Raw genomic sequence first — 24,336 nt, 5'->3', positions numbered from 1 at the left:
TCAGGTCCTTCCGTCGAGCCACGGGGGCGGGGACGACACCCGCAGCACCGCGGCCGAGACCGTGAAGCCGGGGCTGATGCCGATCATGAGCATGTGGTCGCCGGGACGCAGCTCCCCGGCACTCAGCAGCCGGTCGAACGCCGCGAACTGGTCGCTGGCCCCGAGATGGCCGACCTCCCGCGCGAAGTCCCAGGTCGCCTGCTCGGGACGCAGGCCGAGGCCCCGCACCGCCTTCTGCTCGAAGATCTCGCGGGAGGTGTGGGTGAAGGCCACCCGGGTGATCTCGGCGGGCTTGATCCCGGCGGCCTCGGCGGTGCCGCGGGCCACCTCCTGGATCCGCCGGTTGATGGCCTCGAACGCCGCCGTGCCGCCGGGACGGGACAGGGCGGCGCGGCGGAACTGGTCGGCGCGGGTCCGGAAGTCCATGGGACGCCCGACCGTGATGCCCGGCGGGAACAGCGGCTCGTTCCCCCGGTGCAGGCCCTCGGCCTCGGGGACCGTCCCGGAGGACACGGCGAGCAGCCGGGCGAAGCCGGGCTCCTTCGTCAGGACGACGGCGGTGGCCGCGTCCCCGAGCACGGCCCCCGGGCTGACGAGCCACCGGTCCATGAGCGGGGTGCCGTAGTTGTCGGCGGTGACCAGCAGCGCGGCACTCCGGCCGGGCGACGCCCTCAGGTAGGCGGCGGCGAGCTCCAGCGCGGAGAACATCCCGCTGCAGCCCTGCCGGACCCCGACGGCCAGCGCGTCCCCGCCCACGAGGTGGCGTTGCAGGTGGGAGTGCGGAAGCCAGCCGTCGGGTCCCTGGTGCCAGGTGTCGGCGTACAGCAGCAGGTCGATGTCCCGCGGCCGGCGGCCGCAGCGCTCGAACGCCTGCCGGGCGGCGTGCAGCGCCATTTCCGGGGCGGGCACCTCGCCGGCGACGGCGGCCCCGCCGAGCTGGTGCAGCCCGGCCTCCTCGGCGGGGTAAAGGCCCCGCCGCACGGCGTCCTCGACGCTCACCGGTTCGGGGATCACCACCCCGATCCCGCTGACGTGGACGGCGGGCGAGTCGATGTTGTCGGCTTCCACGGTCGCCACGCTGGCGGCCCGTGCTCAAGGCGGGTTCGACCCTCGCTCGGGGGCGCTCCCCGCCCGGGTCACTCGCCTTCGCGCCGGACGCAGTAGTCCTTGCCGATTCCCGCCTCCAGGAGGTCGAAGGCGTTCTGCGCGGCCTGTGCGAGCCGCCCGGCGATCTCGTCCGGGTCCTGGCCGTCCAGCAGCCGCCGGCAGCTCTCGTGGAACAGCACCCGGTGGACGGCGGTGACCTGTCCCGCGACGAGCCGGGCGGTGAGGCCGCCGTCGCCGACGCGGTCCTCCTCGGCGAACGTGGCGGCGAGCTCGGCCTCGCGGCGCTCGAAGATCTCCCGGGTGCGGGCCTGCAGGGCGGGGCTGCTGTCCAGCAGCCGCGCGAACGTCTCGATGCCCTCGCTGAAGGCGACCAGCGGATCGCGGCTGCGCAGGTCGTCCAGGTAGGCGTCGCGCAGGGCGGTGACCGCCGACATGCCCGGCGGGCGGGTGCGCACCGTGCGGCTCGGCCCGTGGACGACCTCGTCCTGCCGGTCGAAGACCAGGTCCTCCTTGGTGCCGAAGTAGTTGAAGACCGTCATCTTCGAGACTTCGGCGGCCTCGGCGACCTCCGCGATCGACACGTTTTCGAAGCCGCGTTCCACGAAGAGGCGCATGGCGGCCGCGGAGATCGTCCGCCTGGTCTTGATCTTCTTGCGCTCCCGCAACCCGAGTTCCTTGGTCATGGCCCGCAGTCTAGCTCGGCATGTACCTGATTCAAAGATTGACTTGCTACAAATATTTTTGCTGTCTAAGGTTGGAGCAAGTCAATGAAATGGAGGGTGTCATGACCTTGGACGAAGACGGCCCGCCGCCGGCCGCCTCCGGTGCCCCGGGGACGTTCCTGCCACCCGGAATGACCCAGGTCAGAGCGCGGATCGTGCTCATCGGGTCGCTGCTGACGATGATCCTGGCGATCCTGGACCAGAACATCGTCACCACCGCCGCCTGGGCCATCACCCGGGACCTCGATGCCGCGCACGGCCTGGACCGGCTTCCCTGGCTGGTCACCGCCTACCTGGTGGCCTCCACCGCCACGCAGCCGCTGTACGGGAAGCTGACCGACGTCCACGGCCCGCGCAAGGTGTTCCTCTTCGCGGTCGGGCTCTTCCTGACGGGCTCGATGCTCTGCGGCCTGGCGCAGAACATGGTGGAGCTCATCGCCCTGCGCTTCGTCCAGGGCCTCGGCGGCGGCGGCCTCATGAGCATCACGCTGGTGATCGCCGCCCGGCTGGCGCCGCCGGACGAGCGCGCGAAGAAGGCCGGGATGGGCGGCATCCTGATCGCCCTCGGAACCCTGCTCGGGCCGCTGGTCGGCGGCTACATCACCGAGCACCTGTCCTGGCACTGGGTGTTCTACGTCAACGTCCCGCTCGGCGCCGCGGCCTTCATCGCCGTCGCGACCTCGCTCCGCCTGCCCAGTGAGGTCGTGCCGCACCGGATCGACTACCTCGGAGCGGTGCTGGCCGCCGCCGGAGCGTCCGCGATCCTGCTGGTGACCGAACTGGGCGGCAACGGCGAGTACGCCTGGTCGGACGCGCGGATGCTCGCTCTGACGGCGGCGAGCGCCGTCCTGCTGTCCGCGTTCGTCTGGCGGCAGGCGGCCACCCCCGAGCCGCTGTTCCCGCTCGCCCTGCTGCGCAACGCGGTGTTCCGGATCGCCAGCCCGCTCATCTTCGTCAGCGGCTTCGCGATGATGGGATCGGTCGTCTACGTCGTCCTCTACATGCAGATCGTGCAGGGGGTGAAGCCGACCGCCGCCGGCCTGCACCTGCTGCCCATGGCCCTCGGCCTGATGGTCACCTCCATCGTGACGGGCCGGCTCATCGCGCGGCTGGGCCGCTACCGGTGGTTCCTGGTCGTCGGCTTCGGCGCCGCCGCGCTCGGCACCGCCCTGCTGGCCGCCCTGGACGTCGACGCGTCCTGGTGGGCGCTGAACGGGGGCCTGCTGCTGCTCGGCGCCGGCCTCGGCCCGACGATGCAGATCACCATCCTCGCCGTGCAGAACGCGGTGCCCGTGCGGAGCATGGGGGTGGCGACCTCCTCCACCACGTTCAGCCGCACCATCGGCGCCGCCGTCGGCACCGCCGTCCTCGGCGCGCTGCTGACCCGGCGGTTCGACGCCGGGCTGGACCGCGCCGCGTCCGTGCACGGCAGGCCGACCGCCGCCATGCTGCACGCGCTGCCCGCCGACGTCCGCGACCACGTGCTGAAGGCGTTCGTCTCGGGCACCAGCGCCGTGTTCGTGGTGGCGACGGTGATCCTCACGGTGGCGTTCGTGCTGGCCTTCTTCATCCGGGAGGTCCCCCTGGAGGACCTGGACGAGGACGCGCCCGCCGCCGGCGCCGCCCGCGAGGCCCGGCAGGACGCGGCGGCCCGCCCGTCCCGCTGACCCTCCCGTCCGGGCCGCGCTCGAATCCGCGTCGAGCGTGGCCCGACCGCCGGGCCAGCCCCCGCTGCCACCCTGCGGGGGCACTGCCCGGCCCTCAGGAGGAGGCTCCCTTGCGCGTGCTCATGACCACCGCTCCCATGCACGGCCATTTCTTCCCGCTCGTGCCGCTGGCCTGGGCGCTGCAGTCGGCCGGGCACGAGGTGCTCGTCGCCGCGCCCGGCGACTTCTCCGCCGCCGTCACCGGCACGGGCCTCTGCGCGCACGCGACGGTGGACGAGGCCGACTTCGGCGACTTCATGTTCCGCGATCGCGCCGGCCGGCCCGTGGAGCGGCCCGCCGAGATGGACGGCCGGCTCGCGGTCAGCGGCCGGGCGTGGGGGCGGCTGGCCGCGCGGGTGCTGCCCGGAATGCTCGACGCCGTGCGCGGCTGGCGCCCGGACCTGGTGATCAGCGAACCCTGCGAGCACGCCGGTCCCGTCGCCGCCGCCCGGCACGGCGTCCCCTGGGTGGAGCACGGCTGGGGGATGGCGCTGCACCCGATCCTGCGGCGGGCGGGCGGGGAGGAACTCGCGCCCGAGCTGGACGAGCTGGGCCTGCCCGCGCTTCCGGACCCGTCCGCCGTCATCGACGTGTGCCCGCCGAGCATGCAGCGTCCGGGGGCGGCGGCCGGGCTCGCCATGCGGTACACGCCCTACAACGGGTCGGCGCCGCTGCCCGGCTGGCTGTGGGACAGGCCGGCCGTCCCGCGGGTGTGCCTCACCATGGGCAGCCTGCTGCCCCGCTTCGGCGGCGAGCCGGTCGCGGACCTGCTGTCACGGCTGGTTCGCGCCCTCCCGGCGCTCGGCATCGAGCTGGTCGTGGCGATGGCGCCCGACCGCGCGAAGCTGCTGCCGGCCGCCTCGCCCGCGGTCCGGCTGGCGGGCTGGCTGCCGATCTCCCGGGTGCTGCCGCACTGCGACCTGGTGATCCACCACGGCGGCGGCGGGTCGACGCTGACCTCGCTCGCCGCGTCGGTGCCCCAGCTGGTGCTGCCGCGGCCGGCCGTCGACATGATCGACAACGCCGAGCGGGTGGCCGCGGCGGGGGCGGGCCGGGCGCTGCCGCCGGAGGTGACCGGCGGGGACGGCGGCATGGACGCGGTCCTCGCCGCGTGCGCGGAACTGCTCGCCGAGCCGCGTTATCGCCGTGGTGCCGCGGCGCTGGCCGCCGAGATCGCGGCCCGGCCGGCGCCCGCGCGGATCGTGCCCCGGTTGCGCCGGCTCGCGGCCGCCGGGCCGGTTCTGGAATCGAATTCTGATAATGCGGCCGATGCGCATTCTGGAAACAATGGGATTCACATATAGTATCGGATTAAACAACTGACCGGATGCGGTCATCGGCTTCCGGTACTTGATCTCCGTATAAAATTGTGAGACGGCGGGATCGGGGAAAGGTGAAACGCCGCCGCGTCCAGTCGGTCGGGCACGCACCGAGCGCGGCGCCGGGGACCGGGAGTTCCGCCGTGATGGCCATTCTGTGAGCCACGGAGGTCCGGGGGTTGCACGTGGGGGCGTACGACGCCGCGATAACGATTCTGCTGGTGGACGATCACACGCTGCTCCGCGAGGCGCTGCGGGAGAGCCTTGAGGGGGAGGACGACCTGTCCGTCGTCGGGGAGGCGGGCACGGGCGAGGCGGCGCTCGCCCTGGCGGAACGTACCAAACCCGACATCGTCCTGATGGACATCGAGATGCCCGGCCAGGACGTCGTGCACCGGCTGCGCGGCATCGCCGCCGTCTCCCCCGCGTCCCGGGTCATCATCCTCACCATGCACGACGACCCGCTGCTGGTCCGCGGGCTCCTCGAACGCGGTATCCGCGGCTACCTGCTCAAGAGCATCTCCAGGGTGGAACTCGTCTCCGCGATCCGCAGCGTCCGCGCGCACGATCGGCGGATCATCCTCTCGGTCTCCCGGGAAAGCCTGGTGCAGCCCGTCCGGGAGCCCCGGACCGAGCTGTCGGAACGCGAACTCGACGTCCTCGACCTGGTCGCCCAAGGGCTCAGCAACGCGCAGATAGCCGACCGCCTCTTCATCGCGGAGGGCACCGTCAAAAGGCACCTCAGCAACGTCTTCGGCAAGCTGAAGGCGTTCTCGCGCATCGACGCCGTCAACAAGGCCGGCGCGGCGGGCCTGCTGCGCGCCCGGGGCTCCAGCGAGCCTTGAGCCGGTGCTCCTACGGTCGCGGCCATGCAGACCGGCGCCGCGGGGCCCGCCGGACGGCCCGCCCCGCGTCGCCCGCGGCCAGAGAGGACACCACCATGATCACGCTGATCAACAAGGTCACCGTCGTCGGCGACCGCGACGCCTTCGAGCGCGCCCAGAAGGAGATCGAGGAGTTCATGCACGCCCAGCCGGGCGCGCGCCGCTTCCAGCTCCTGCAGTCCCCGGACCGCCCGGACGAGTTCGTCGAGGTCGCCGAGTGGGAGAGCCGTGAACTGCACCTGAAGGCCGTGCGGAACCCCGAGTTCCTGGAGAGGGCCAAGGCGCTGCGCGCGCACGCCGAGTTCGAACGCGAGGCGTACACCGTCCTGCGCGTCGCGGAGAACGGCTGAGGCCCGGACGGCACCGGGGCGCTGGAACGAGGGGACGGACGATGTCCGAGCACAGGGCCGATCGCAGGGCCGACGATCACAACGAGGACCCGGGCGCCGGCGCCGAACCGATCGCGGTGATCGGGCTCGGCTGCCGGTTTCCCGGCGGCGCGGACTCGCCGGGCGAGTTCTGGAACCTCCTGCTCGACGGCGGCGACGCCGTGGGAGAACTGCCCGGGGAGCGGTGGGACTTCTACCGCGGTCTCGGGCACGGCTACACGGCCGCGCTGAGGTCCGCCGTCCGGAGCGGGAGCCATCTGCGCGACATCGAGGGGTTCGACGCCGAGTTCTTCGGCATCTCGCCGCGCGAGGCGGAGCTGATGGACCCGCAGCAGCGAATCCTGCTGGAGGTGGCGTGGGAGGCGCTGGAGAACGCCGGGCTGCCGCCCGCGGGCCTGGCGGGCGGTGACGCCGGCGTCTTCGTCGGGATCTGCACCGACGACTACGGCCGGCGCCAGTTGGAGGCGCTGCCCGGCATCGAGGCGTGGACGGGCATCGGCGGCGCGGTGTGCGCGTCGGCGAACCGGATCTCGCACGCGCTCGACCTGCGCGGCCCGAGCCTCGCGGTCGACACCGCCTGCTCGGCCTCGCTGGTGGCGGTGCACCTGGCCTGCCAGAGCCTGCGCCTCGCGGAGTGCCCGGTCGCGCTCGCGGCCGGCGTCAACCTGATCATCTCGCCGGGGATGACGCTGACCCTCGGGCAGGCGGGCGCGCTCGCCCCCGACGGGCGCTCCAAGCCGTTCGACGCCGCCGCCGACGGCTACGGGCGTGGTGAGGGCTGCGGCGTGCTGGTGCTGAAGCGGCTGCGGGACGCGCGGCGCGACGGGGACACGGTGCTCGCCGTCGTCCGGGGCAGCGCGGTGAACCAGGACGGGCGCACCAACGGGATCATGGCGCCGTGCGGCGCCGCCCAGGAGCACGTCATCGAGCGGGCCTGCCGGCACGCCGGGATCCCCGCCGGGACGGTCGACTACGTCGAGGCGCACGGCACCGGTACCCGGCTCGGCGACCGGATGGAGGCGGCGGCCCTCGCCACCGCCTACGGCAAGGGACGCGACGCCGCGGACCCGTGCCTGGTCGGGTCGGTCAAGTCCAACATCGGGCACCTGGAGGGCGCCGCGGGCGTGGCCGGGCTGATCAAGGCGGTCCTGGCGCTGCGGGAGGGCGTCATCCCCGCGAGCCTGGTCGCCACCGAGCGCGCCTCCGACATCTCCTGGGAGGAGTCGGGGCTGAGCCTCGTCACGAAGGCGATGCCCTGGCCCCGGCGCGACCGTCCGCGCCGCGCCGGCGTGTCCGGGTTCGGGTACGGCGGGACGGTCGGCCACGTCATCCTGGAGGAGCCGCCCGCAGAGGCGGCGGAACCGGCGGGCGCCCCGGGGAGCGGAGACCCGGTCTTCCCGCTGTCGGCGGGGTCCGAGCCCGCGCTGCGGAAGCAGGCGGAGCGGCTCGCCGACTGGCTGGACGGTGCGGGAGCGTCCGCGCCCCTGGACGCGGTGGGCCGCACGCTGGCCGTCCGGCGCTCCCATCTCTCCCGGCGCGCGGTGGTCGTCGCGCAGGACGCCGGTGAGCTGAGCGGGCGGCTGCGCCGGCTGGCCGCCGCCGAGCCGTCCGATGGGATCGCGACGGGCGCGCCGGTGCCGGCCGGGGAGGGCGGCGGCCTGGTCTGGGTGTTCTCCGGTCACGGCTCGCAGTGGAGCGGGATGGGCCGCGAGCTGCTCGCGGCCGAGCCGGCGTTCGCCGCGGTCGTCGACCGGCTGGAACCGATCTTCCGGGCGGAGATCGGCTTCTCGCCGCGCGAGGTGCTCACCGGCGGCGACCTCACCGGCGTCGACCGCGTCCAGACGATGATCTTCGTGATGCAGGTGGCGCTGGCGGAGCTGTGGCGCTCGCGCGGGGTGACCCCGGATGCGGTGATCGGCCACTCGGTCGGCGAGATCGCCGCGGCGGTCACCGCGGGCGGACTCGGCCTGGCCGACGGCGCCCGGCTGAGCTGCCGCCGGTCGCGGTTGCTGCGCCGGGTGGCGGGCGGCGGCGCCATGGCGATGGCGGGGCTGCCCTTCGAGGAGGCCGCCGAGCGGCTGGCCGGCCGGAGCGACGTCGTCGCGGCCATCTGCTCCTCGCCCGCGTCGTCGGTCGTGGCAGGCGATCCGGCGGCCGTCGCCGAGGTGTCCGAGCGGTGGGCCGGCGAGGGGATCACCGTCCGGCGGGTCGCCTCGGACGTCGCCTTCCACAGCCCGCAGATGGACGCGATCGCCGCCGAGCTGGCGGTGGCGGCGGGCGACCTGGAGCCCGCCGAGCCGTTCCTGCCCATGTACTCGACCGCGCTGGCCGACCCGTCCGCGCTCACCGGCCCGGTGCCGAGGGTCGCGCTGGACGGCGCCTACTGGGCGGCGAACCTGCGCAACCCGGTGCGGCTGGCCGGGGCCGTCGCGGCCGCGGCGGCCGACGGGCACCGCGCGTTCCTGGAGATCTCGCCGCATCCGGTGGTGACGCACTCGGTCACCGAGACCCTGCTCGAAGAGGGCGTCGACGAGCCGTTCGTCGGCGCGACGCTGCGCCGCAACCGGCCCGAGCGCGCCGCCTTCCTCACCGCGCTGGGCGCGGCGCACTGCCACGGCGTGGCCGTGGCGTGGGACCGGCTGCGGCCGTCCGGCGGGCTCGCCGCGCTGCCCACCACGCCGTGGCGGCACCGGCCGTTCTGGCGCGATCCCGAGATCCGGGGCGCGGGCACCGGCGGCGGGCACGACGTGGACGAGCACGTGCTGCTCGGCGACCGCGTGCCGGTCGCGGGCGGTGCGCTCGGGCTGTGGCGGACGTTCCTGGACGACTCCAACCGCCCCTATCCCGGAAGCCACACGATCAACGAGGTCGAGATCGTCCCGGCGGCCGTCCTGCTGGAGACGTTCGTGGCGGCGGCCTCGCGGGGCCGTCCGGGCGACCGGCCGGTGCTCACGGACGTCGCCATGCGCCGTCCGCTCTTCACCGGCGGCCTGCGCGAGGTCCAGGTCGTCCTGGACGAGGCGGGCGTCCGCATCTCCTCGCGCCCGGAGGAGGCCGGACGGGACGACTCCGGCGAGGCCGCCTGGACCGAGCACGCGAGCGCGCGGGTGTCCGAGCGCCGTGCCATCGCGCCCCCGCCGCCGGGCGACCGGGAGCTGCCGCTCATGGAGCCGGACTTCGTGATGCGGAGGCTCAGCGAGGTCGGCGTCCCCACCACGGGCTTCTTCTGGGACATCCAGGAGCTGCGCGGGGACACCAGGATCCTGCGCGCCTGCGTCCGGTTCCGGCCCGGCCCGGACGGCGCCCCGGCGTGGGCGCCGGTCTTCGACGCCGTGATGACGGTCGCGCCCGCCGCCTATCCGGGGCCGCCCGTGCTGCGGATGGTCGTTCAGGCCGCCGAGGTGTGGACGCGGGGCGACCCGGTGGCGGAGGCGACCATCGAGGTGGTGGTGGACGACGCGGCGGGCGGCCTGGCGGACGCGGTCGTCACCGACGCCGATGGCCGCGTGGTGGCCCGCCTCTCCGGCCTGAAGTACGCGGAGGTGGGCGACCCGGCGGCCGGTTCCGGTCCGCGGCGGCTGGTGCATGAGACGGTGTGGCGTCCGATGGAGCTGGAGCGGGCCGCCGGACCCGGCCGGCCCGTCGTGCTGGTCGGCCCGCCCGGCGAACCGCGCGACCGCGTCGGCGGCCGGCTCGCCTGCCCGGTCTTCGACGGCCCCGACGACCTGGTGGTGCCGGCGGGGCCCGCCGACGTGCTGGCCGTCGCCGCGCCCGGCGAGGAGGCCGCGCTGCTGACCGGGATCGCCCGCCGGCTCGCCGCGGGCGAGGCGCGCCTGTGGGGAATCACGGCCGGCGCCGCGGCGGCGGCGCCGGACCGGGTGCCCGACCTCGCGTTCTGGGGCGCGGGCCGGGTGCTCGCGAACGAGTCGCCCGCGGTGTGGGGCGGACTGCTCGACCTCGACCCGGACGACCTGGACGGAACCGCCGCGCTGATCCCGGACGTGCTCGCCCGGGCGGCGGCGGCCCCGGCCGACGGGGCCGCGCACGAGGACGTGATCGCCCTGCGCGGCGGCACCGCGTCCCGCGCCCGGCTCGCCCGGCTGGAGGGGGCGCCGGGCGGCGCCCCGCTGGAATGCGCGGCCGCGGGCACCTACCTGGTGTCGGGAGCCTTCGGCGAGATCGGCCTGCGCGCCGCCCGCCATCTGGCCGGGCTGGGCGCCCGGAGGCTGGTGCTGGCCGACGACGCCCCGTTCCCGGAGAGGCCGCAGTGGGAGGACGTCACCGACGGGGAGACGCGGAGGCGGGTAGCGGCTGTACAGGCGCTGGAGGCCGCCGGCGTCACCGTGCGGGTCGTCACGCTGGATCCCGCCACCGGGGGCGAGCCGCCGGATACGGACGAGCTGGGCCTGCCGCCCGTCCGCGGCATCGTCCACATCGCCCCGGAGCCGGCGGGGTCCGGCGCGGCGACCGCGTGGCGGCTGCACGAGGCGTTCCCCGGCGACGTCGACTTCTTCGTCCTGATGGCGCCCGGTGACCACCTCACGGGGACGCCCGGCCGGATGCGGGCCGCGGTCACGGCCGCGTCCCACGACGCGCTCGTCCTGCACCGCCGGAGCCGCGGGCGCCGGGACGCGCTGAGCCTCGCCTGGTCGGAGGTCTCGGCCGACGAGGTGCTGGAGGCGTGGGGCCACGCCCACCGGTACGGCGCGGGCTGCTACGCGGTCGTCCGGCCGCCGGCCGGCGGAGCCGCGGCGCCCCTGCTGAGCGAGGTCGGCGCGGCCGAGCCCGAGGACGTCGCGGCGGACGGGGACGGGTCCGGCCTCGCCGGGTTCTCCGGGCTGTCCCCCGAACTGCTGGCCGAGCGGCTCCGCGCGGACGTCGGCGCGCAGATTTCGGCGGAGATGCGGCTGCCGCCGGAGAGCCTTGACCCGCGGCGCCCGCTCGCCGACCAGGGGCTCGACTCGGTGATGACGGTGGCGGTGCGGCGCCGGCTGGAGCGGCGGTTCGGCGTGAAGCTGCCGCCCACCCTGCTGTGGCAGCGCCCGACCGTGCTCGCGGTCGCCGGCCACCTGGCCGAACTGGTGGACGCCGGATGACGGGCGGGCGGTGTCCACGGCCGTGGACACCGCCCGCGCCGCGCGGCGGGGCGGGCTCAGCCGGGCGCGGCGGCGACGAAGGCGCGGATCGGCAGCCCCGGCCGGCCGTGCGACTCGGCGCCGGGCAGCCCGGCGTCGGCGAGCATCCGCTCGCAGTCCGCGGCGGACGGGACCTCGCCCTCGGCGGTCCATGACAGCATCAGCAGGCTGAGCAGGTGGGGATGGAGCTGATCGGGCGGCATCTCGGCGGTGAACCCGGCGACGACGAGCCGTCCGCCCGGCTTCAGGACGCCCCTCAGCCGCCGCAGCAGCCGCACGTTCGCGGCCGCGGAGAAGTGCAGCAGCACGTTCGCGACCAGGACGACGTCGTACGGGCCGCCGAGCGGAATGTCGAACATGTCCCCGGGCAGGAACTCGACCCGGTCGAGGACGCCCATGGCGCGGGCGTGCTCCTCGGCCTTCTCCAGCACGTCCGGCCGGTCCAGCGCGACGACCCGGGCGTCCGGATGCCGCCGGGCCAGCGCGAAGCCGAAGACGCCCGGCCCGCAGGCGACGTCGAGGACGCGCAGGCCGGTGCGGTGCGCGGCCCACGGCTCCAGCGCGTCGGCGACCATGTGCGCCCCGCCGTGCGTGGCCATCGTGGTGTGCTCGGCGAAATCCACCCAGTAGTCGAAGCCCGGTGCCGTCGCGTCGGTACCGGGTATCGGTCCTCCGTTTCTGACGGTGCCGGCGAGGTCGCCGAGGGCGGCCCATTCGCGGTCGCTCGACGCGACGTACACGTTGCCGCCGCAATAGGCGGGTTCCGAGCTGACGAGCAGCGGGCCGGTTCCGGGGCCGAGCCGGTACCGGTGGCCGTCGCATTCCAGCAGCCGCAGCGCGGTCAGCGCGTTCAGCAGCAGCCGCAGCCCGCGGGCCTGCACGGCGAGCCGTGTGGCCAGCTCCGCGGCGTCCGCCGGGCCGCCGGCCAGGGCGTCGAACACGCCCAGCCGGACGGCGGCGCGCAGCACCGCGGTCTTCTTGAATCCCTGCATGAGATCGAGCAGCTCCGCGCGGGTGAGCGGGGCCGCGTCCGAAACGTGGGGCACCGTGCCTCCTCCTGTCGGCGTCGCCGACAGGCTCGCGGGCGGGGCTCGACGCACGGTCGAGGCGGTTCCGGGCTGTCCTGAACCGGCCGGAGAATTCGCGGGGGAGCAGGTCGTCAACGGAGACCGGGGCAAAAATTATATTGAACAAAATACTGTACTTGATATGAAAGCCGGAAAACTTTAGCCTGCGGAGCATAATGATCACTCTTTGAGCCCTCTCGGGCGTTCTCGGAGGTGTTTCGATGCGCCACGCTGGGGCGTGTTCCCATGAGCCGATCGGCCGGCGCCTGTTCCCGGTGGTGCTCGTCCCCTGGCCGCTGCTGCTGCCCGCTCCCGGCGCGCTGGCCGACGTGCTCGGCGGGCGGGACCGGCCCGCCTGGCTCGCCGGCCTCGGCCTCGCCGCCTACCTGGCCTGTTATCTGGGCGCGGTCCTGCTGGCCCGCCGCCACTCCACCGGGCACCTGAAGGCGTTGTCCCTCCCCGCCGCGACCGTGCTGCTGACGGTGGCCCTCAGCGCGGCGTTCGGCGGGCACATGTTCGATCTCTTCGACCCGGTGCTGTCGCTGCTCGCGGCCATCGCCGTGTGGCGGTGCACGCCGGTCCTCCTCCTCGGCGCCGGGGCGGTGGCCGGGGCGGGCGGCGGCATCGACTGGTGGCGCTCGGGGAGCGTCCTCGACGCCTCCGAGGTGGTGGTGACCGCCCTCGTCTGCGCGATGGTGGCCGGGCTGCTGAGCTGGCTGCTGGCCGAGGTGGTCAGGCTCCGCGAGGGCGGCCGGGAACGGGCCGAGATCGCCGTCGCGCGGGAACGGCTGCGGTTCGCCCGCGACCTGCACGACCTGTTCGGGCACACGATGGCGCTCATCCTCATCAAGGCCGAGTCGGTGCGCCGGTCCGCCGGCGGCGATCCCGGCGCCGTCCGGGGCCTCGCCCAGGACATCGACGCCGCCGGGCGGCGGGCGCTGACCGAGCTGCGCCAGGCGGTGACCGGCTACCGGGAGAGGTGCCTCGGCGCCGAACTGGCCGAGGCGCGGGCGCTGCTCGCGGAGGCGGGCATCGCGGTGGTCGTCGAGCACGACCGGCTGCCGCTGCCCGCCGAGACCGACACGCTGCTCGGCTGGGCCGTCCGGGAGGGCGTGACCAATGTGATCCGGCACAGCCGGGCCGGCCGGTGCGAGATCCTCGTGCGGCGCGACGCCGCCGGCGTCACGCTGCGGATCACCGACGACGGGACCGGGGGCGGCCCGTCCGGCCTGCCCGGCAACGGGCTGAAGGGGCTCGCCGAGCGCGTCGCCGCGGCCGGGGGCGGGCTGCAGGCCGCGGCCGTCCACGGCGGGGGGTACCGGCTCGTGGTCCGGGCACCGGTGCCCGGCGGCGCCCCGCGGCTGCACGCCTCGGCGGCGGCTTGAGGGAGCCTCGACCCCGGTTCCGCACCATGGCCGTGCTCGGCGGTATCACGGGGAGGGCGCCATGCGGCTTGGACTCGAAGGACGTTCCGTACTGGTCACCGGTGCCACCGGCGGCATCGGGCGGGCCGTCGCCCGCGCCTACGCGGACGCGGGGGCGCGCGTCGCGGTGACGTGGCACCACGACGCCGAGGCCGCCGGGAAGCTGGCGGAACGGCTCGGCGGGGGAGCGTTCTGCGTCGGCTACTCGCTGTCCGACCCGGACTCCGTCGCCGCGGCCGTCGCCGCCGTGGAGGCCGAATGCGGGGGACCCGACGTCCTGGTGGCCGCGGCGGCGCGCCTCGGCGGACGCCGCCCGGACGCCGGGTACTTCGCCGAGGCCCCGATGAGCGAATGGGGCGGCCTCCTCACCGACAACCTCGCCGGCACGATCCGCACCGTCCAGCTCGCGGCGGCCGGGATGCGGCGCCGCGGCTGGGGCCGGATCGTGCTGATCTCCTCTCACCTGGTGGCCGGCGGCCGTCCCGGAATGGAGTTCTACGGGGCGGCCAAGGCGGGCCTGCACGGGTTCGCCCGCAGCCTCATGTGGGACGCCGGCCCGGACGGCGTCCTCGTGAACGTGGTGGCGCCCGGCCTGACGCTCACCGAGCGGGTCGCGGCGCGGCTGCCCGCCGGGACGGCCGAGCGGGAGGCGGCGGCGACGCCCAGCGGGCGGCTCAGCGCGCCCGAGGACGTCGCCGCCGCCGTGCTGTTCCTCGGCTCGGCCGCCAACGGCAACATCACCGGCCAGGTCGTCACGGTGTCGGGCGGTCGCTGACGGCGGCCGGCTTCCACCAGCCCGGATTGTCGCGGTACCAGGCGACGACGTCGGCGAGGCCCTCCTCGAACCCGATCCGCGGCCGGTAGCCCAGCTCGTCCCGGATCTTGGACCCGTCCACCGAGTAGCGGAAGTCGTGGCCCTTGCGGTCGGCCACGTGCCGGACCATGGCGGCGTCCGCGCCGCACAGCTCCAGCAGCAGCTTCGTCATCGCGACGTTGGTCAGCTCCCGGCCGCCGCCGATGTTGTAGATCTCCCCGGCGCGCCCTCGCGCGAGCACCAGGTGGACGGCCCGGCAGTGGTCGTCCACGTGCAGCCATTCCCGCACGTTCGACCCGTCGCCGTAGAGCGGCACCGGCGTGCCGCTGAGCAGGTTGGTGATGAACAGGGGGATCAGCTTCTCGACGTACTGGTAGGGCCCGTAGTTGTTGGAGCACCGCGTGATGCGGATGTCCATCCCGTAGGTGCGGTGGTAGGACCGCGCGATCAGCTCGGCGGACGCCTTGGACGCCGCGTACGGGGAGTTCGGACGCAGCGGCCAGTCCTCGGTCCAGGATCCCTGCGCGATGGAGCCGTACACCTCGTCCGTGGAGATCTGCACGAACCGCTCGACGCCCGCGCGCAGCGACGCCTCCAGCAGGGCCTGGGTGCCGAGGACGTTCGTCCGGACGAAGTCCTGCGCGCCGCCCGAGATCGAGCGGTCGACGTGGGATTCGGCGGCGAAGTGCACGACGCAGGAGTGGCCGGGCACGAGCCCGGCCAGCAGTTCGGTGTCGCAGACGTCGCCGCGGACGAAGGTGAGCCGCGGGTGGGCCGGCGGCAGGTTCGCGGTGTTGCCCGCGTAGGTGAGCAGATCGAGGACCGTCACCTCGGCGTCCTCGTGACCGGGGTAGCCCCCGGCCAGCATGGTGCGGACGAAGTGCGAGCCGATGAAGCCGGCGCCGCCGGTGACGAGCACCCTCATGAGGCCGTCACCTCGACGCCCGCGTCATCGCCCACCAGCAGCCGGCTGGAGTGGCCGCCGGCGCCGCCCGCGACCGTGGCGCCGCGCCCGATCAGCGACCGGGTCAGCCCGGACATCTCGCTGATCGACGCGCCGTCGAGCACGATCGAGTCGGCGATGCCCGCCATGGTGAGGGTGCAGCCGCGGCCGATCGCGGAGTAGGCGCCGACGCGGCTGTCGGTGACGAGGGCCGCGGCGCCGATCACGGCCGGGCCGGTGATGTGCGACCGGACGATCCGGGCGTCCGGCTCGACCACGACCGGGCCGACGATCCGGCTGTGCGCGTCGACCTGCCCGTGCAGGCCGGGCCGCACGCCGTCCAGGACGGCGCGGTTGCAGTCGAGCAGCTCGTCGACGCTTCCGGTGTCGCGCCAGTAGCCGCGGTACTCGCCGGCCGTCACCGGGTGCCCGCGGTCGAGCAGGTCCCGGACGGCGTCGGTGATCTCCAGTTCGCCGCGCGCGCTCGGCCGGATCCGGTCCACGGCCGCGTGGACGGCCGGGGTGAAGAAGTAGACGCCGGTGATGGCGAGGTCGCTGCGCGGCCGCTCCGGCTTCTCGGCGAGCGACAGGACCCGCCCGTCCGGGCCGAGCTCGGCGACCCCGTACTGCCGGGGATCGGCCACTTTTGCGAGCAGCAGCCGCGCGTCCGGGCGCCGGGCGCGGAACTCGGCGGCGGCCTCGGCGATCCCGCCGGCCAGGACGTTGTCGCCGAGGTACATGACGAAGTCGTCGCCGCCGAGGTACTCGCGGGCGGTGAGCACCGCGTGGGCGAGCCCGAGCGGGGCCTCCTGGACGAGGTAGGTGACGGACAGGCCGAGGGCCGCCCCGTCGCCGACCAGCGCCCGGATCTGCTCGTGCCCGTCGCCGACGATGACGCCGGCCTCGGTGACGCCGATGTCGCGGATGTTCTCCAGGCAGTGCACCAGGACGGGCTTGTTCCCGACCGGGATCAGCTGCTTCGGCATCGAATGGGTGAACGGGCGCAGGCGGGTGCCCTTGCCGCCCGCCAGGACCAGGGCCTTCACGGACGCCCTCCTTCGGCGCCGCCGGACGCGAACGCGCGGATGGACGCGATCATGTAGTCGATCATCTCGTCGGTGAGGCCCGGGTAGACCCCGATCCAGAACGTGCCCTCGGCCACGATGTCGCTGTTGGCGAGATCCCCGGAAACCCGGCAGGGGACGTCGGCGTAGGCGGGCTGGCGGGTCAGGTTGCCGGCGAACAGCAGCCGCGTGCCGATCCGGCGGGACTCCAGGAAGTCCACGATCTCCCGGCGGGTGAACGCGGCGCCGGGCAGGACGGTCATCGCGAAGCCGAACCAGCTCGGGTCGCCGCCCGGCGTCGGCTCGGGGAGCAGCAGGCCGGGGACGCCGTCCAGGCCGTCGCGGAGCCGCCGCCAGTTGCGCCGCCGCGCCTCGCCGAACGCGGGCAGCTTGGCGAGCTGCGTCAGGCCCAGGGCCGCCTGGATGTCGGTGCTCTTCATGTTGTAGCCCACACGGGAGAACACGTACTTGTGGTCGTATCCGGGGGGCAGCGTGCCGAGCTGGTAGTCGAAGCGCTTGCGGCACCTGTTGTCCTCGCCGGGCTCGCACCAGCAGTCGCGGCCCCAGTCGCGCAGTGACTCCACGATCCGGGCCAGCGCCAGGTTGTCGGTGAGAACGCAGCCGCCCTCGCCCATGGTGATGTGGTGGGCCGGGTAGAAGCTCACCGTGCTCATGTCCCCGAAGGTGCCGGTGGCCCTGCCCTCGTAGCGGGAGCCGACCGCGTCGCAGTTGTCCTCGATGAGGAACAGCCCGCGCTCCTCGGCCAGCTCGGTGATCTCCCGCACCGCGAACGGGTTGCCCAGCGCGTGCGCGATCATGATCGCCTTCGTGCGCGGTCCGACGGCCGCCGCGACGCGGTCGGGCGTGGTGTTGTAGGTGCCGAGTTCGACGTCCACGAACACCGGCACCAGGCCGGTCTGGACGATCGGGTTGACGGTCGTCGGGAAGCCCGCGGCGACGGTGACGACCTCGTCGCCCGGCACCAGCCGGTGCTCCTCCAGGTCCCGCGCGGTCAGCGCGGTCAGCGCGAGCAGGTTGGCCGAGGACCCCGAGTTCGTCAGATGCGCCTTGCGCAGGCCCATCGCGCGGGCGAAGCCCCGCTCGAACCGCAGGGCCCGCGCCCCGGCCGCGATCCGCATGTCCAGCGCGGCCTCGACGAGCGCCGCGCGGTCGTCCTCGTCGAGCACCGCGCCTGAGGGCGGCAGCGGCGTCACGCCCGGGACGAACTCCCGCGGCGGTGAAACGGTGTGATGGTATTTGCGGGCCTGCTCCAAGAGCAGCGCCTTGTCGCCGGACATGCGCCCGCCTCCCCAATGCGCTCGCTGTGGTCGGTGAGCCCCCACGGTGGGACGGACGATTCGGGCGGGCTTCGAGGCCATTTCGAGCGGACGCCCCCACGCTGGGCGCCGACCGTGTCCGCCCTTCCCGGGGAGCGAAAAGTGATCAGCAGCGGAAGCGTCGTCCAGAACATCGTCGTAGCCCGGCCGCTCGGCGCCGTGTACCCGTTGGTGGCCGACGCCGCGCAGGCCGTCCGGTCGGCCCCGCCGGTGGTGCACGTCCGGTATGTCGAGCACGGTGACGGCGGCGACCTCATCGAGCGGTGGACCGTCGAGGACGGCGCGATCCGCAGCTGGCGGGCGGCCCGGTGGCTCGACCCCGCGGCGGGGACCGTCCGGTTCGAGCAGCGGCCGCCGCAGCCGCCGGTCCTGGAACTGGGCGGACGATGGCGGATGACCGCACTGGCGGCGGAGGAGACGCGGGTCGAGCTGCGGCACGAGTGGCGCGTCACCGGCGACGGCGCCCCGGTCGAGGCCCGGCTGAGGCGCGGCACCGGCATGCAGCTGGAGGCCGTCAAGCGGCTGGCGGAGGAGGACGGGTGGGATCTCGTCCACGAGGAATCCGTGCTGCTCCACCGCGACGCGCGCGATGTCGAGGCGTTCCTGTCCGATGCCCGCGCCTGGCCGGGGAACGTCGCGGGACGCGCCGGCGTCCGCGCCGTCTCCGGCGATCCCGGCCGGCAGGTCGTGGAGGTCCGGACCGAGGACGCCGGGACGCTGCGGCGCGCACACGTGTGGATCCCCGGCACCGGGCTGGTGTGGAAGGACCTCGGGCCCCTCCCCGGGGGATGCCGCATGTCGTGGGGGAACCTCACCGTGCGGCCGGTGACCGGCGGCACGCTCGTCACCTCGCGGCACGCCGCCCGGCTCGCTCCCGGCTCCACCGCGCCGCCGCCCGTCCCGGCCCCGATCCCACCTCTAGGTGCGCTTGAAGAGCCCGCCCGATAGTCGGTGCCGAGCGATGTGAACGTGGTGAGCGAGGGAGACGAGGCTATGGACCGGCGTGTCGTGATCACCGGGATCGGGGTGGTGGCGCCCGGCGATCCCGGGACGAAGGCGTTCTGGCAGCGGATCGTCGAGGGCCGGACGGCCACCCGGACGGTGAGCACCTTCGACCCGGCGCCGTACCGCTCGCGGGTGGCGGCCGAGTGCGACTTCGACCCGGTCCGCGAGGGGCTCTCCCCGCAGGAGGCCCGGCGCATGGACCGGGCCGCGCAGCTCCTCGTCGTGAGCGCGCGGGAGGCGCTCGCCGACAGCGGGCTGCCCGACGCCGCGCACGACCCCGGCCGCGTCGGCGTCAGCGTCGGCAGTGCCGTCGGCTGCACGATGAAGCTGGACGAGGAGTACAACGTCCTCAGCGACGGCGGCCGCACCTGGGTGGTGGACCCGGAGTACGCGGTCCCGCACCTGTACGACTACGTCGTGCCCAGCTCGCTGGCCGCCGAGGTCGCCTGGGCGGCCGGCGCCGAGGGGCCGGCGACCGTCGTCTCGGCCGGCTGCACGTCCGGCATCGACGCGGTCGGGTACGCGTGCGACCTCATCGAGGAGGGCTCCGCGGACGTCATGGTCGCGGGCGCGGGCGACGCCCCGCTGTCGCCGATCACCTTCGCCTGCTTCGACGCGATCAAGGCCACGTCCAACCGCAACGACACCCCGGAGAGCGCGCTGCGGCCGTTCCACCGCACCCGCAACGGGTTCGTGCTGGGCGAGGGCGCCGCGGTGATGATCCTGGAGGAGTACGGGCACGCGCGCCGCCGCGGCGCGCAGATCTACGCGCACATCGACGGCTTCGCCTGCCGCAGCAACGCCTACCACATGACCGCGCTGCGGCCGGACGGGCGCGAGATGGCCGCCGCGATCACGGCGGCGCTCGGCAGGGCCGGGCTGGCGCCGGACGCGGTCGACTACGTCAACGCCCACGGCACCGGGACCAAGCAGAACGACCGGCACGAGACCAGGGCGTTCAAGCGGGCGCTGGGCGAGCACGCCCACCGGGTGCCGGTGAGCTCCATCAAGGCGGTCACCGGGCACTCGCTCGGCGGCATCGGCTCCATCGAGATCGCCGCCTGCGCGCTCGCGCTCACGCACGGCGTCGTGCCGCCGACCGCGAACCTCGACGACCCCGACCCCGAACTCGACCTCGACTACGTCCCGCTGACCGCGCGGGAGAAGCGGCTCGACGCGGTGCTGACCGTCGGCAGCGGCTTCGGCGGCTTCCAGAGCGCGATGGTCCTGACCCGGCGGGGGGCGCGATGACCGCCGTGGTGACGGGCATCGGCGTCGCCGCGCCCACCGGGCTCGGCGTCGAGGAGTTCTGGGCCGGGACGCTGAAGGGCGCGTCCGCGATCGGCCCGATCACCCGTTTCGACGCGTCCGGGTACCCGGTCGGGCTGGCCGGGGAGATCTCCGGGTTCGACGCCGCCGCGCAGATCCCCGGCCGGCTGCTGCCCCAGACCGACCGGGTCACGCAGCTGGCGCTCGCCGCCACCGGCTGGGGGCTCGCCGACGCGGACGTCGACCCGGCGCGGTTCGGCGAGTTCGACATGGGCGTGGTGACGGCCGGGTCGATCGGCGGGTTCGAGTTCGGCCAGCGCGAGCTGCAGGCGCTGTGGCGGGACGGGCCGGAGCACGTCAGCGTGTACCAGTCGTTCGCCTGGTTCTACGCGGTCAACACCGGGCAGATCTCGATCCGGCACGGGATGCGCGGGCCGACCGGGGTGCTGGTCACCGAGCAGGCCGGCGGCCTGGACGCGCTCGCGCAGGCGCGGCGGCGGGTGCGCGCCGGCACCGGACTCGTGGTCTCCGGCGGGATGGAGGCGCCGCTGTGCCCGTGGGGCGTGGCCGCGCACGTCCGCAACGGCGGGCTCAGCCGCAGCCGCGACAGGGACCGCGCCTTCCTGCCCTTCGACGCCGGCGCGGGCGGGCACGTCATCGGCGAGGGCGGTGCCATGCTGATCGTCGAGGACGCCGGCAGGGCACGTGAACGCGGCGCACCGCACGTTTACGGGGAGATCGCCGGGTACTGCGCCACCTTCGACCCGCCCGGCGGCACCCGGCTCGCCGAGGCGATCACCGGTGCGCTGGACGACGCGGGCGTGGACCCGTCCGGCATCGGCGCGGTGTTCGCGGACGCGTCCGGCGTCCCGTCCCTCGACCTCGTGGAGGCCGAGGCCATCCGGCGGGTGTTCGGGAAGCGGTCCACGCCGGTCCCGGTCACCGCGCCCAAGACGATGTTCGGCCGGCTCAGCTCCGGCGGCGGGCCGGTCGACGTGGCCGCCGCGCTGCTGGCCCTGCGCGACGGCGTCGTCCCGCCGACGGTCAACGTCGGCGACCTCGCCCCGGGCTGCGAGCTCGACCTGGTCAGGGAGGCCCGCCCGGTGCCGCTGTCCGCCGCGCTCGTCATCGCCCGGGGACACCACGGATTCAACTCGGCGCTGGTCGTGCGCTCGGCCGCCTGAACCGCGCCGCGAATGGAGGAGGAGAACATGAGTGCGTTCACCCTGGAAGACCTCAAGGCCGTGATGCGGTCGGCCGCCGGCGAGGACGAGTCGCTCAACCTGGACGGTGACATCCTCGGCGTGGACTTCGCCGCGCTCGGCTACGACTCGCTCGCGCTGATGGAGGCGGCGAGCCGGCTCCAGCGCGACCTGGGCGTCGAGCTGCCCGAGGAGGAGGTCGCCGACGCCGCCACCCCGGCGGCGTTCCTGACGCTGGTCAACGACCGGCTCGCGGAGGCCGGGACGGCCCGGTGAGCGAGGTCCTGAGCCGTCCGCCGGCCGGCCGGGCGCAATGGTCGCGCTGCCCCGGCTGCCGGCTGTTCCTGTACGAGCGCAAGCTCGCCCGCAACCTCGGCGTCTGCCCCGAGTGCGGGTGGCACGGGCGGCTCACCGCGCCCGGGCGGCTGGACCAGCTCCTGGACGCGGGCTCCCGGCGGGCGCTGGACATCCCGGTCGCCACCGGCGATCCGCTCGGCTTCACCGATTCCAGGCCGTACCCGGAACGGCTCCGCGAGGCGCGGGCGAGCACCGGGCTGGAGGAGGCGGTCGTCTGCGCGCGGGGCGCCATCGAGGGGAACGCCGTCATCGTGGCCGCGATGGACTTCCGCTTCCTGGGCGGGAGCCTCGGGGCCGCCGCGGGCGAGCTGATCGCGGGGGCGGCCGGGGTCGCGCTGTCCGAGCGCACCCCGCTGCTCATCGTCACCGCGTCCGGCGGGGCGCGCATGCAGGAGGGCGCCATCGCGCTCATGCAGATGGCGAAGACCAGCCAGGCGCTCGGCGAGCTGGACGAGGCGGGCGTCCTGACGGTCTCGCTGATCACCGACCCGACCTTCGGCGGCGTGGCCGCCTCATTCGCCACCCTCTGCGACGTGATAATCGCCGAGCCCGGCGCGCGGCTCGGGTTCGCCGGCCGCCGGGTGATCGAGCAGACCATCCGGCAGACGCTGCCGGACGACTTCCAGACCGCCGAGTTCCTGCTGGAGCACGGCGTGATCGACCTCGTCCGGCCGCGTTCGGTGCTGCGCGGGACGCTCGGCCGGCTGCTGGCGACGGCGGCCCGCCGCCCGCCCGCCGGCCTCCCGCCGGAGCCCGGCCCGGACGCCGCGCACCTGGTCACCGACCCGGCCGCGCTGCCGGACCGGGACGCGTGGGAGACGGTGCGGTCGGCGCGCGACATCGGCCGGCCGACGACGCTGGACTACGCCGGGCAGGTCTTCGAGGAGTTCCTGGAGCTGCACGGTGACCGGCTCGCCGCGGACTGCCCGGCGATCGTCGGGGGCCTCGCCCGGCTCGGCGGCCTCGGCGTCGTCGCGATCGGGCACCAGAAGGGCCACGACGTCGCCGAGCTGACCCGCCGCGACTTCGGCATGCCGATGCCGGCGGGCTACCGCAAGGCCGCCCGGCTGATGCGGCTGGCCGCCAAGCTCGGGCTGCCCGTCGTCACGTTCGTCGACACCCCGGGCGCGCATCCGGGCGCGGTGGCGGAGGAGCAGGGCCAGTCGGTGGCGATCGCGGAGAACCTGCGGCTCATGGCCGCGCTGCCGGTCCCCGTTGTCGCGGTGGTGACGGGGGAGGGCGGCAGCGGCGGCGCGCTGGCGCTCGCGGTGGCGGACCGCGTGCTCGCGCTGTCCGGCGCCGTCTACTCGGTCATCAGCCCGGAGGGGTGCGCGTCGATCCTGTGGCGGGACGCGGCCGCCGCGCCGCGCGCCGCCGCCGCGCTGCGGCTGGACGCCCGCCGGCTGCTCGGCTGCGGGGTGCTCGACGCGGTCGTCGAGGAGCCGGACGGCGGCGCGCGGGGCGCCCCGGCGCAGACGGCGGCGCGGCTGCGGGCGGCGCTCGCCGCGACCCTGCGCGAGCTGCTCCCGCTGGACGCCGCGGCCATCGTCGCGGCGCGGCGCGCGCGTTTCCGGCGTTTCCGTGGCGAGGGGCCGTCCGGTATCGCCGATCCTCACTGAAAATGTGTCGAAGGTTGCAGAAAAGGGGCGACCCCCTGCACCCTATGGCCAATTTGTCGACATCGTCCTTGAGTGTCGCGGTCGCGGATCCCTAGCATCGCAAACGGAGTTCCTCGAGTACGGGGTGTCGCATTCCTCGAAGGAGAATCCGTGAAATTCACAATGCTGGGCACTCTCGAAGTCGTCCACGACGGCCGGACCTGTACGCCCACCGCTCCCAAGGTCAGGCAGGTGCTCGCGCTGCTGCTGTCCCGGCCGGGGCAGATCGTCGAGCTGGAGTCGATCATCAAGGACCTGTGGGACGAACGGCCGCCGAGAAGCGCGGTGACCACGACGCAGACCTACATCTACCAACTGCGCCGGACGTTCGCGCAGGAGCTGGGCGAGGAGCCGGCCGAGCGGCTGATCGGGACCGTGGCGCCCGGTTACGTCCTGCGGGTCGACGAGGACGCGCTCGACTCGCAGGTGTTCGCCCGCCAGGTGGCGCAGGGCCGCGCGCTGCACGCCGCGGGGGAGTCGCCGCGCGCCGCCCAGCTGGTCAGGCGGGCGCTGGGGCTCTGGCGGGGGCCGGTGCTGTCGAACGTCGATTCCGGTCCCGTGCTGCGGGGCTACACCGTCCATCTGGAGGAGCGCCGGATCGGCGCGCTGGAGCTGCTCGTCCAGCTCGACATGGAGCTCGGCCGGGGCCGGGAGATCATCCCCGACCTGCGCGGGCTGGTCGCGGCCCATCCGTTCAACGAGTGGTTCCACGTCCGGCTCATCACGGCCCTCGGCCGCGCCGGGCGCCGCGGGGAGGCGCTGCGCGCGTACGAGAACCTGCGGCGGCTGCTCTCGGACGAACTGGGCCTCGACCCCTCCCCGGAGGCGCGGCAGGCGCACCGCGACGTGCTCACCGGGAACATCTCCGCCGCCCCGGCGGCCGCCGGCGCATCGCTGGCCGGCCGGCCGCCGAAGGCGTCCTAGCCGCCCGCCG

General features: G+C 74.6%; 19 protein-coding genes. 13 read left to right on the top strand and 6 right to left on the bottom strand.

Annotated elements, in window-relative coordinates; genetic code table 11:
* Both ACQP1N_RS20795 and ACQP1N_RS20790 read right to left on the bottom strand, forming a co-directional pair.
* Complete coding sequence (locus tag ACQP1N_RS20795; protein ID WP_433226076.1) at positions 1-1,068, bottom strand: ketoacyl-ACP synthase III family protein; 1,068 nt, start codon at positions 1,066-1,068, stop codon at positions 1-3.
* Positions 1,069-1,136: 68 nt separating this feature from the next.
* The gene (locus ACQP1N_RS20790) at positions 1,137-1,790 is read right to left on the bottom strand and encodes a TetR/AcrR family transcriptional regulator (RefSeq protein WP_067794001.1); all 654 of its coding nucleotides are present in this window, start codon (positions 1,788-1,790) and stop codon (positions 1,137-1,139) included.
* 101 nt (positions 1,791-1,891) lie between these two features.
* Here ACQP1N_RS20790 and ACQP1N_RS20785 point away from each other — a divergent pair, with 101 nt between their 5' ends.
* From ACQP1N_RS20785 to ACQP1N_RS20765, 5 genes are all read left to right on the top strand, one after another.
* Complete coding sequence (locus ACQP1N_RS20785; protein WP_433226074.1) at positions 1,892-3,496, top strand: MDR family MFS transporter; 1,605 nt, start codon at positions 1,892-1,894, stop codon at positions 3,494-3,496.
* 116 nt (positions 3,497-3,612) lie between these two features.
* A complete protein-coding gene (locus ACQP1N_RS20780) occupies positions 3,613-4,839 on the top strand; it encodes a nucleotide disphospho-sugar-binding domain-containing protein (protein ID WP_242608770.1) in 1,227 nt (408 codons plus the stop codon).
* A 200-nt stretch (positions 4,840-5,039) separates the two neighbouring features.
* Positions 5,040-5,699 (top strand): response regulator transcription factor, encoded by a 660-nt coding sequence (locus ACQP1N_RS20775; protein ID WP_067794004.1) that lies wholly within the window; start codon positions 5,040-5,042, stop codon positions 5,697-5,699.
* Between the two features lie 95 nt (positions 5,700-5,794).
* Complete coding sequence (locus tag ACQP1N_RS20770) at positions 5,795-6,088, top strand: antibiotic biosynthesis monooxygenase family protein (protein ID WP_067794005.1); 294 nt, start codon at positions 5,795-5,797, stop codon at positions 6,086-6,088.
* Positions 6,089-6,129: 41 nt separating this feature from the next.
* Positions 6,130-11,223, top strand: a complete 5,094-nt coding sequence (locus ACQP1N_RS20765; protein ID WP_433226071.1) for a type I polyketide synthase — start codon at positions 6,130-6,132, stop codon at positions 11,221-11,223.
* 56 nt (positions 11,224-11,279) lie between these two features.
* On the opposite strand, the gene ACQP1N_RS20760 is transcribed toward ACQP1N_RS20765, so the two are convergent.
* Positions 11,280-12,308 carry a methyltransferase family protein gene (locus tag ACQP1N_RS20760; RefSeq protein ID WP_433226069.1) on the bottom strand — a complete coding sequence of 343 codons (1,029 nt, stop codon included), beginning with the start codon at positions 12,306-12,308 and terminating at the stop codon, positions 11,280-11,282.
* Between the two features lie 242 nt (positions 12,309-12,550).
* Here ACQP1N_RS20760 and ACQP1N_RS20755 point away from each other — a divergent pair, with 242 nt between their 5' ends.
* Entirely contained in the window at positions 12,551-13,714 is a 1,164-nt protein-coding gene (locus ACQP1N_RS20755; RefSeq protein ID WP_433226067.1) for a sensor histidine kinase, read from the top strand.
* Between the two features lie 61 nt (positions 13,715-13,775).
* Positions 13,776-14,528 (top strand): SDR family NAD(P)-dependent oxidoreductase, encoded by a 753-nt coding sequence (locus ACQP1N_RS20750; RefSeq protein WP_067794008.1) that lies wholly within the window; start codon positions 13,776-13,778, stop codon positions 14,526-14,528.
* Here ACQP1N_RS20750 and rfbB read toward each other — a convergent pair.
* From rfbB to rfbH, 3 genes are read right to left on the bottom strand one after another with little or no spacing between them, the layout of a single operon-like run.
* Positions 14,506-15,492, bottom strand: coding sequence for a dTDP-glucose 4,6-dehydratase (gene rfbB, locus ACQP1N_RS20745; protein ID WP_067794009.1), 987 nt, complete (start codon positions 15,490-15,492; stop codon positions 14,506-14,508). The two genes, ACQP1N_RS20750 and rfbB, sit on opposite strands and share 23 nt — an antisense overlap.
* Positions 15,489-16,556 (bottom strand): glucose-1-phosphate thymidylyltransferase, encoded by a 1,068-nt coding sequence (locus tag ACQP1N_RS20740; protein WP_433226064.1) that lies wholly within the window; start codon positions 16,554-16,556, stop codon positions 15,489-15,491. Before ACQP1N_RS20740 ends, rfbB begins: the two co-directional genes overlap by 4 nt.
* Complete coding sequence (gene rfbH / locus ACQP1N_RS20735; protein WP_433226062.1) at positions 16,553-17,872, bottom strand: lipopolysaccharide biosynthesis protein RfbH; 1,320 nt, start codon at positions 17,870-17,872, stop codon at positions 16,553-16,555. Before rfbH ends, ACQP1N_RS20740 begins: the two co-directional genes overlap by 4 nt.
* 141 nt (positions 17,873-18,013) lie before the next feature.
* On the opposite strand from rfbH, the gene ACQP1N_RS20730 reads away from it, so the two are divergent.
* The 6 genes from ACQP1N_RS20730 (at position 18,014) to ACQP1N_RS20705 (ending at position 24,326) form a co-directional block, all read left to right on the top strand.
* Complete coding sequence (locus ACQP1N_RS20730; RefSeq protein WP_433226060.1) at positions 18,014-18,859, top strand: aromatase/cyclase; 846 nt, start codon at positions 18,014-18,016, stop codon at positions 18,857-18,859.
* A gap of 45 nt (positions 18,860-18,904) precedes the next feature.
* Positions 18,905-20,167 (top strand): beta-ketoacyl-[acyl-carrier-protein] synthase family protein, encoded by a 1,263-nt coding sequence (locus ACQP1N_RS20725; RefSeq protein WP_067794013.1) that lies wholly within the window; start codon positions 18,905-18,907, stop codon positions 20,165-20,167.
* Positions 20,164-21,369 (top strand): ketosynthase chain-length factor, encoded by a 1,206-nt coding sequence (locus tag ACQP1N_RS20720; RefSeq protein WP_433226058.1) that lies wholly within the window; start codon positions 20,164-20,166, stop codon positions 21,367-21,369. Before ACQP1N_RS20725 ends, ACQP1N_RS20720 begins: the two co-directional genes overlap by 4 nt.
* Positions 21,370-21,396: 27 nt before the next feature.
* Positions 21,397-21,663, top strand: coding sequence for an acyl carrier protein (locus tag ACQP1N_RS20715; RefSeq protein WP_067794032.1), 267 nt, complete (start codon positions 21,397-21,399; stop codon positions 21,661-21,663).
* Positions 21,660-23,363, top strand: coding sequence for an acetyl-CoA carboxylase, carboxyltransferase subunit beta (gene accD / locus ACQP1N_RS20710; protein ID WP_433226056.1), 1,704 nt, complete (start codon positions 21,660-21,662; stop codon positions 23,361-23,363). Before ACQP1N_RS20715 ends, accD begins: the two co-directional genes overlap by 4 nt.
* 150 nt (positions 23,364-23,513) lie before the next feature.
* Positions 23,514-24,326, top strand: a complete 813-nt coding sequence (locus tag ACQP1N_RS20705) for an AfsR/SARP family transcriptional regulator (RefSeq protein WP_067794015.1) — start codon at positions 23,514-23,516, stop codon at positions 24,324-24,326.
* Positions 24,327-24,336: the final 10 nt, after the last annotated feature.

The sequence above is a fragment of the Actinomadura formosensis genome (genome assembly GCF_050948385.1).
GTDB classification, from domain to species: domain Bacteria; phylum Actinomycetota; class Actinomycetes; order Streptosporangiales; family Streptosporangiaceae; genus Spirillospora; species Spirillospora formosensis.
Note: the sequence above shows the minus strand (reverse complement) of the source record. Positions and strands in the feature narration are given on the sequence as shown.

Excerpts from the sequence above, each read along its gene's own strand:
- ACQP1N_RS20770 (WP_067794005.1), top strand. The coding sequence starts at position 5,795 with ATGATCACGCTGATCAACAAGGTCACCGTCGTCGGCGACCGCGACGCC.
- ACQP1N_RS20755 (WP_433226067.1), top strand. The coding sequence starts at position 12,551 with ATGCGCCACGCTGGGGCGTGTTCCCATGAGCCGATCGGCCGGCGCCTG.
- rfbH (WP_433226062.1), bottom strand. The coding sequence starts at position 17,872 with ATGTCCGGCGACAAGGCGCTGCTCTTGGAGCAGGCCCGCAAATACCAT.
- ACQP1N_RS20750 (WP_067794008.1), top strand. The coding sequence starts at position 13,776 with ATGCGGCTTGGACTCGAAGGACGTTCCGTACTGGTCACCGGTGCCACC.
- ACQP1N_RS20785 (WP_433226074.1), top strand. The coding sequence starts at position 1,892 with ATGACCTTGGACGAAGACGGCCCGCCGCCGGCCGCCTCCGGTGCCCCG.
- ACQP1N_RS20720 (WP_433226058.1), top strand. The coding sequence starts at position 20,164 with ATGACCGCCGTGGTGACGGGCATCGGCGTCGCCGCGCCCACCGGGCTC.
- rfbB (WP_067794009.1), bottom strand. The coding sequence starts at position 15,492 with ATGAGGGTGCTCGTCACCGGCGGCGCCGGCTTCATCGGCTCGCACTTC.
- ACQP1N_RS20715 (WP_067794032.1), top strand. The coding sequence starts at position 21,397 with ATGAGTGCGTTCACCCTGGAAGACCTCAAGGCCGTGATGCGGTCGGCC.
- ACQP1N_RS20765 (WP_433226071.1), top strand. The coding sequence starts at position 6,130 with ATGTCCGAGCACAGGGCCGATCGCAGGGCCGACGATCACAACGAGGAC.
- ACQP1N_RS20790 (WP_067794001.1), bottom strand. The coding sequence starts at position 1,790 with ATGACCAAGGAACTCGGGTTGCGGGAGCGCAAGAAGATCAAGACCAGG.
- ACQP1N_RS20725 (WP_067794013.1), top strand. The coding sequence starts at position 18,905 with ATGGACCGGCGTGTCGTGATCACCGGGATCGGGGTGGTGGCGCCCGGC.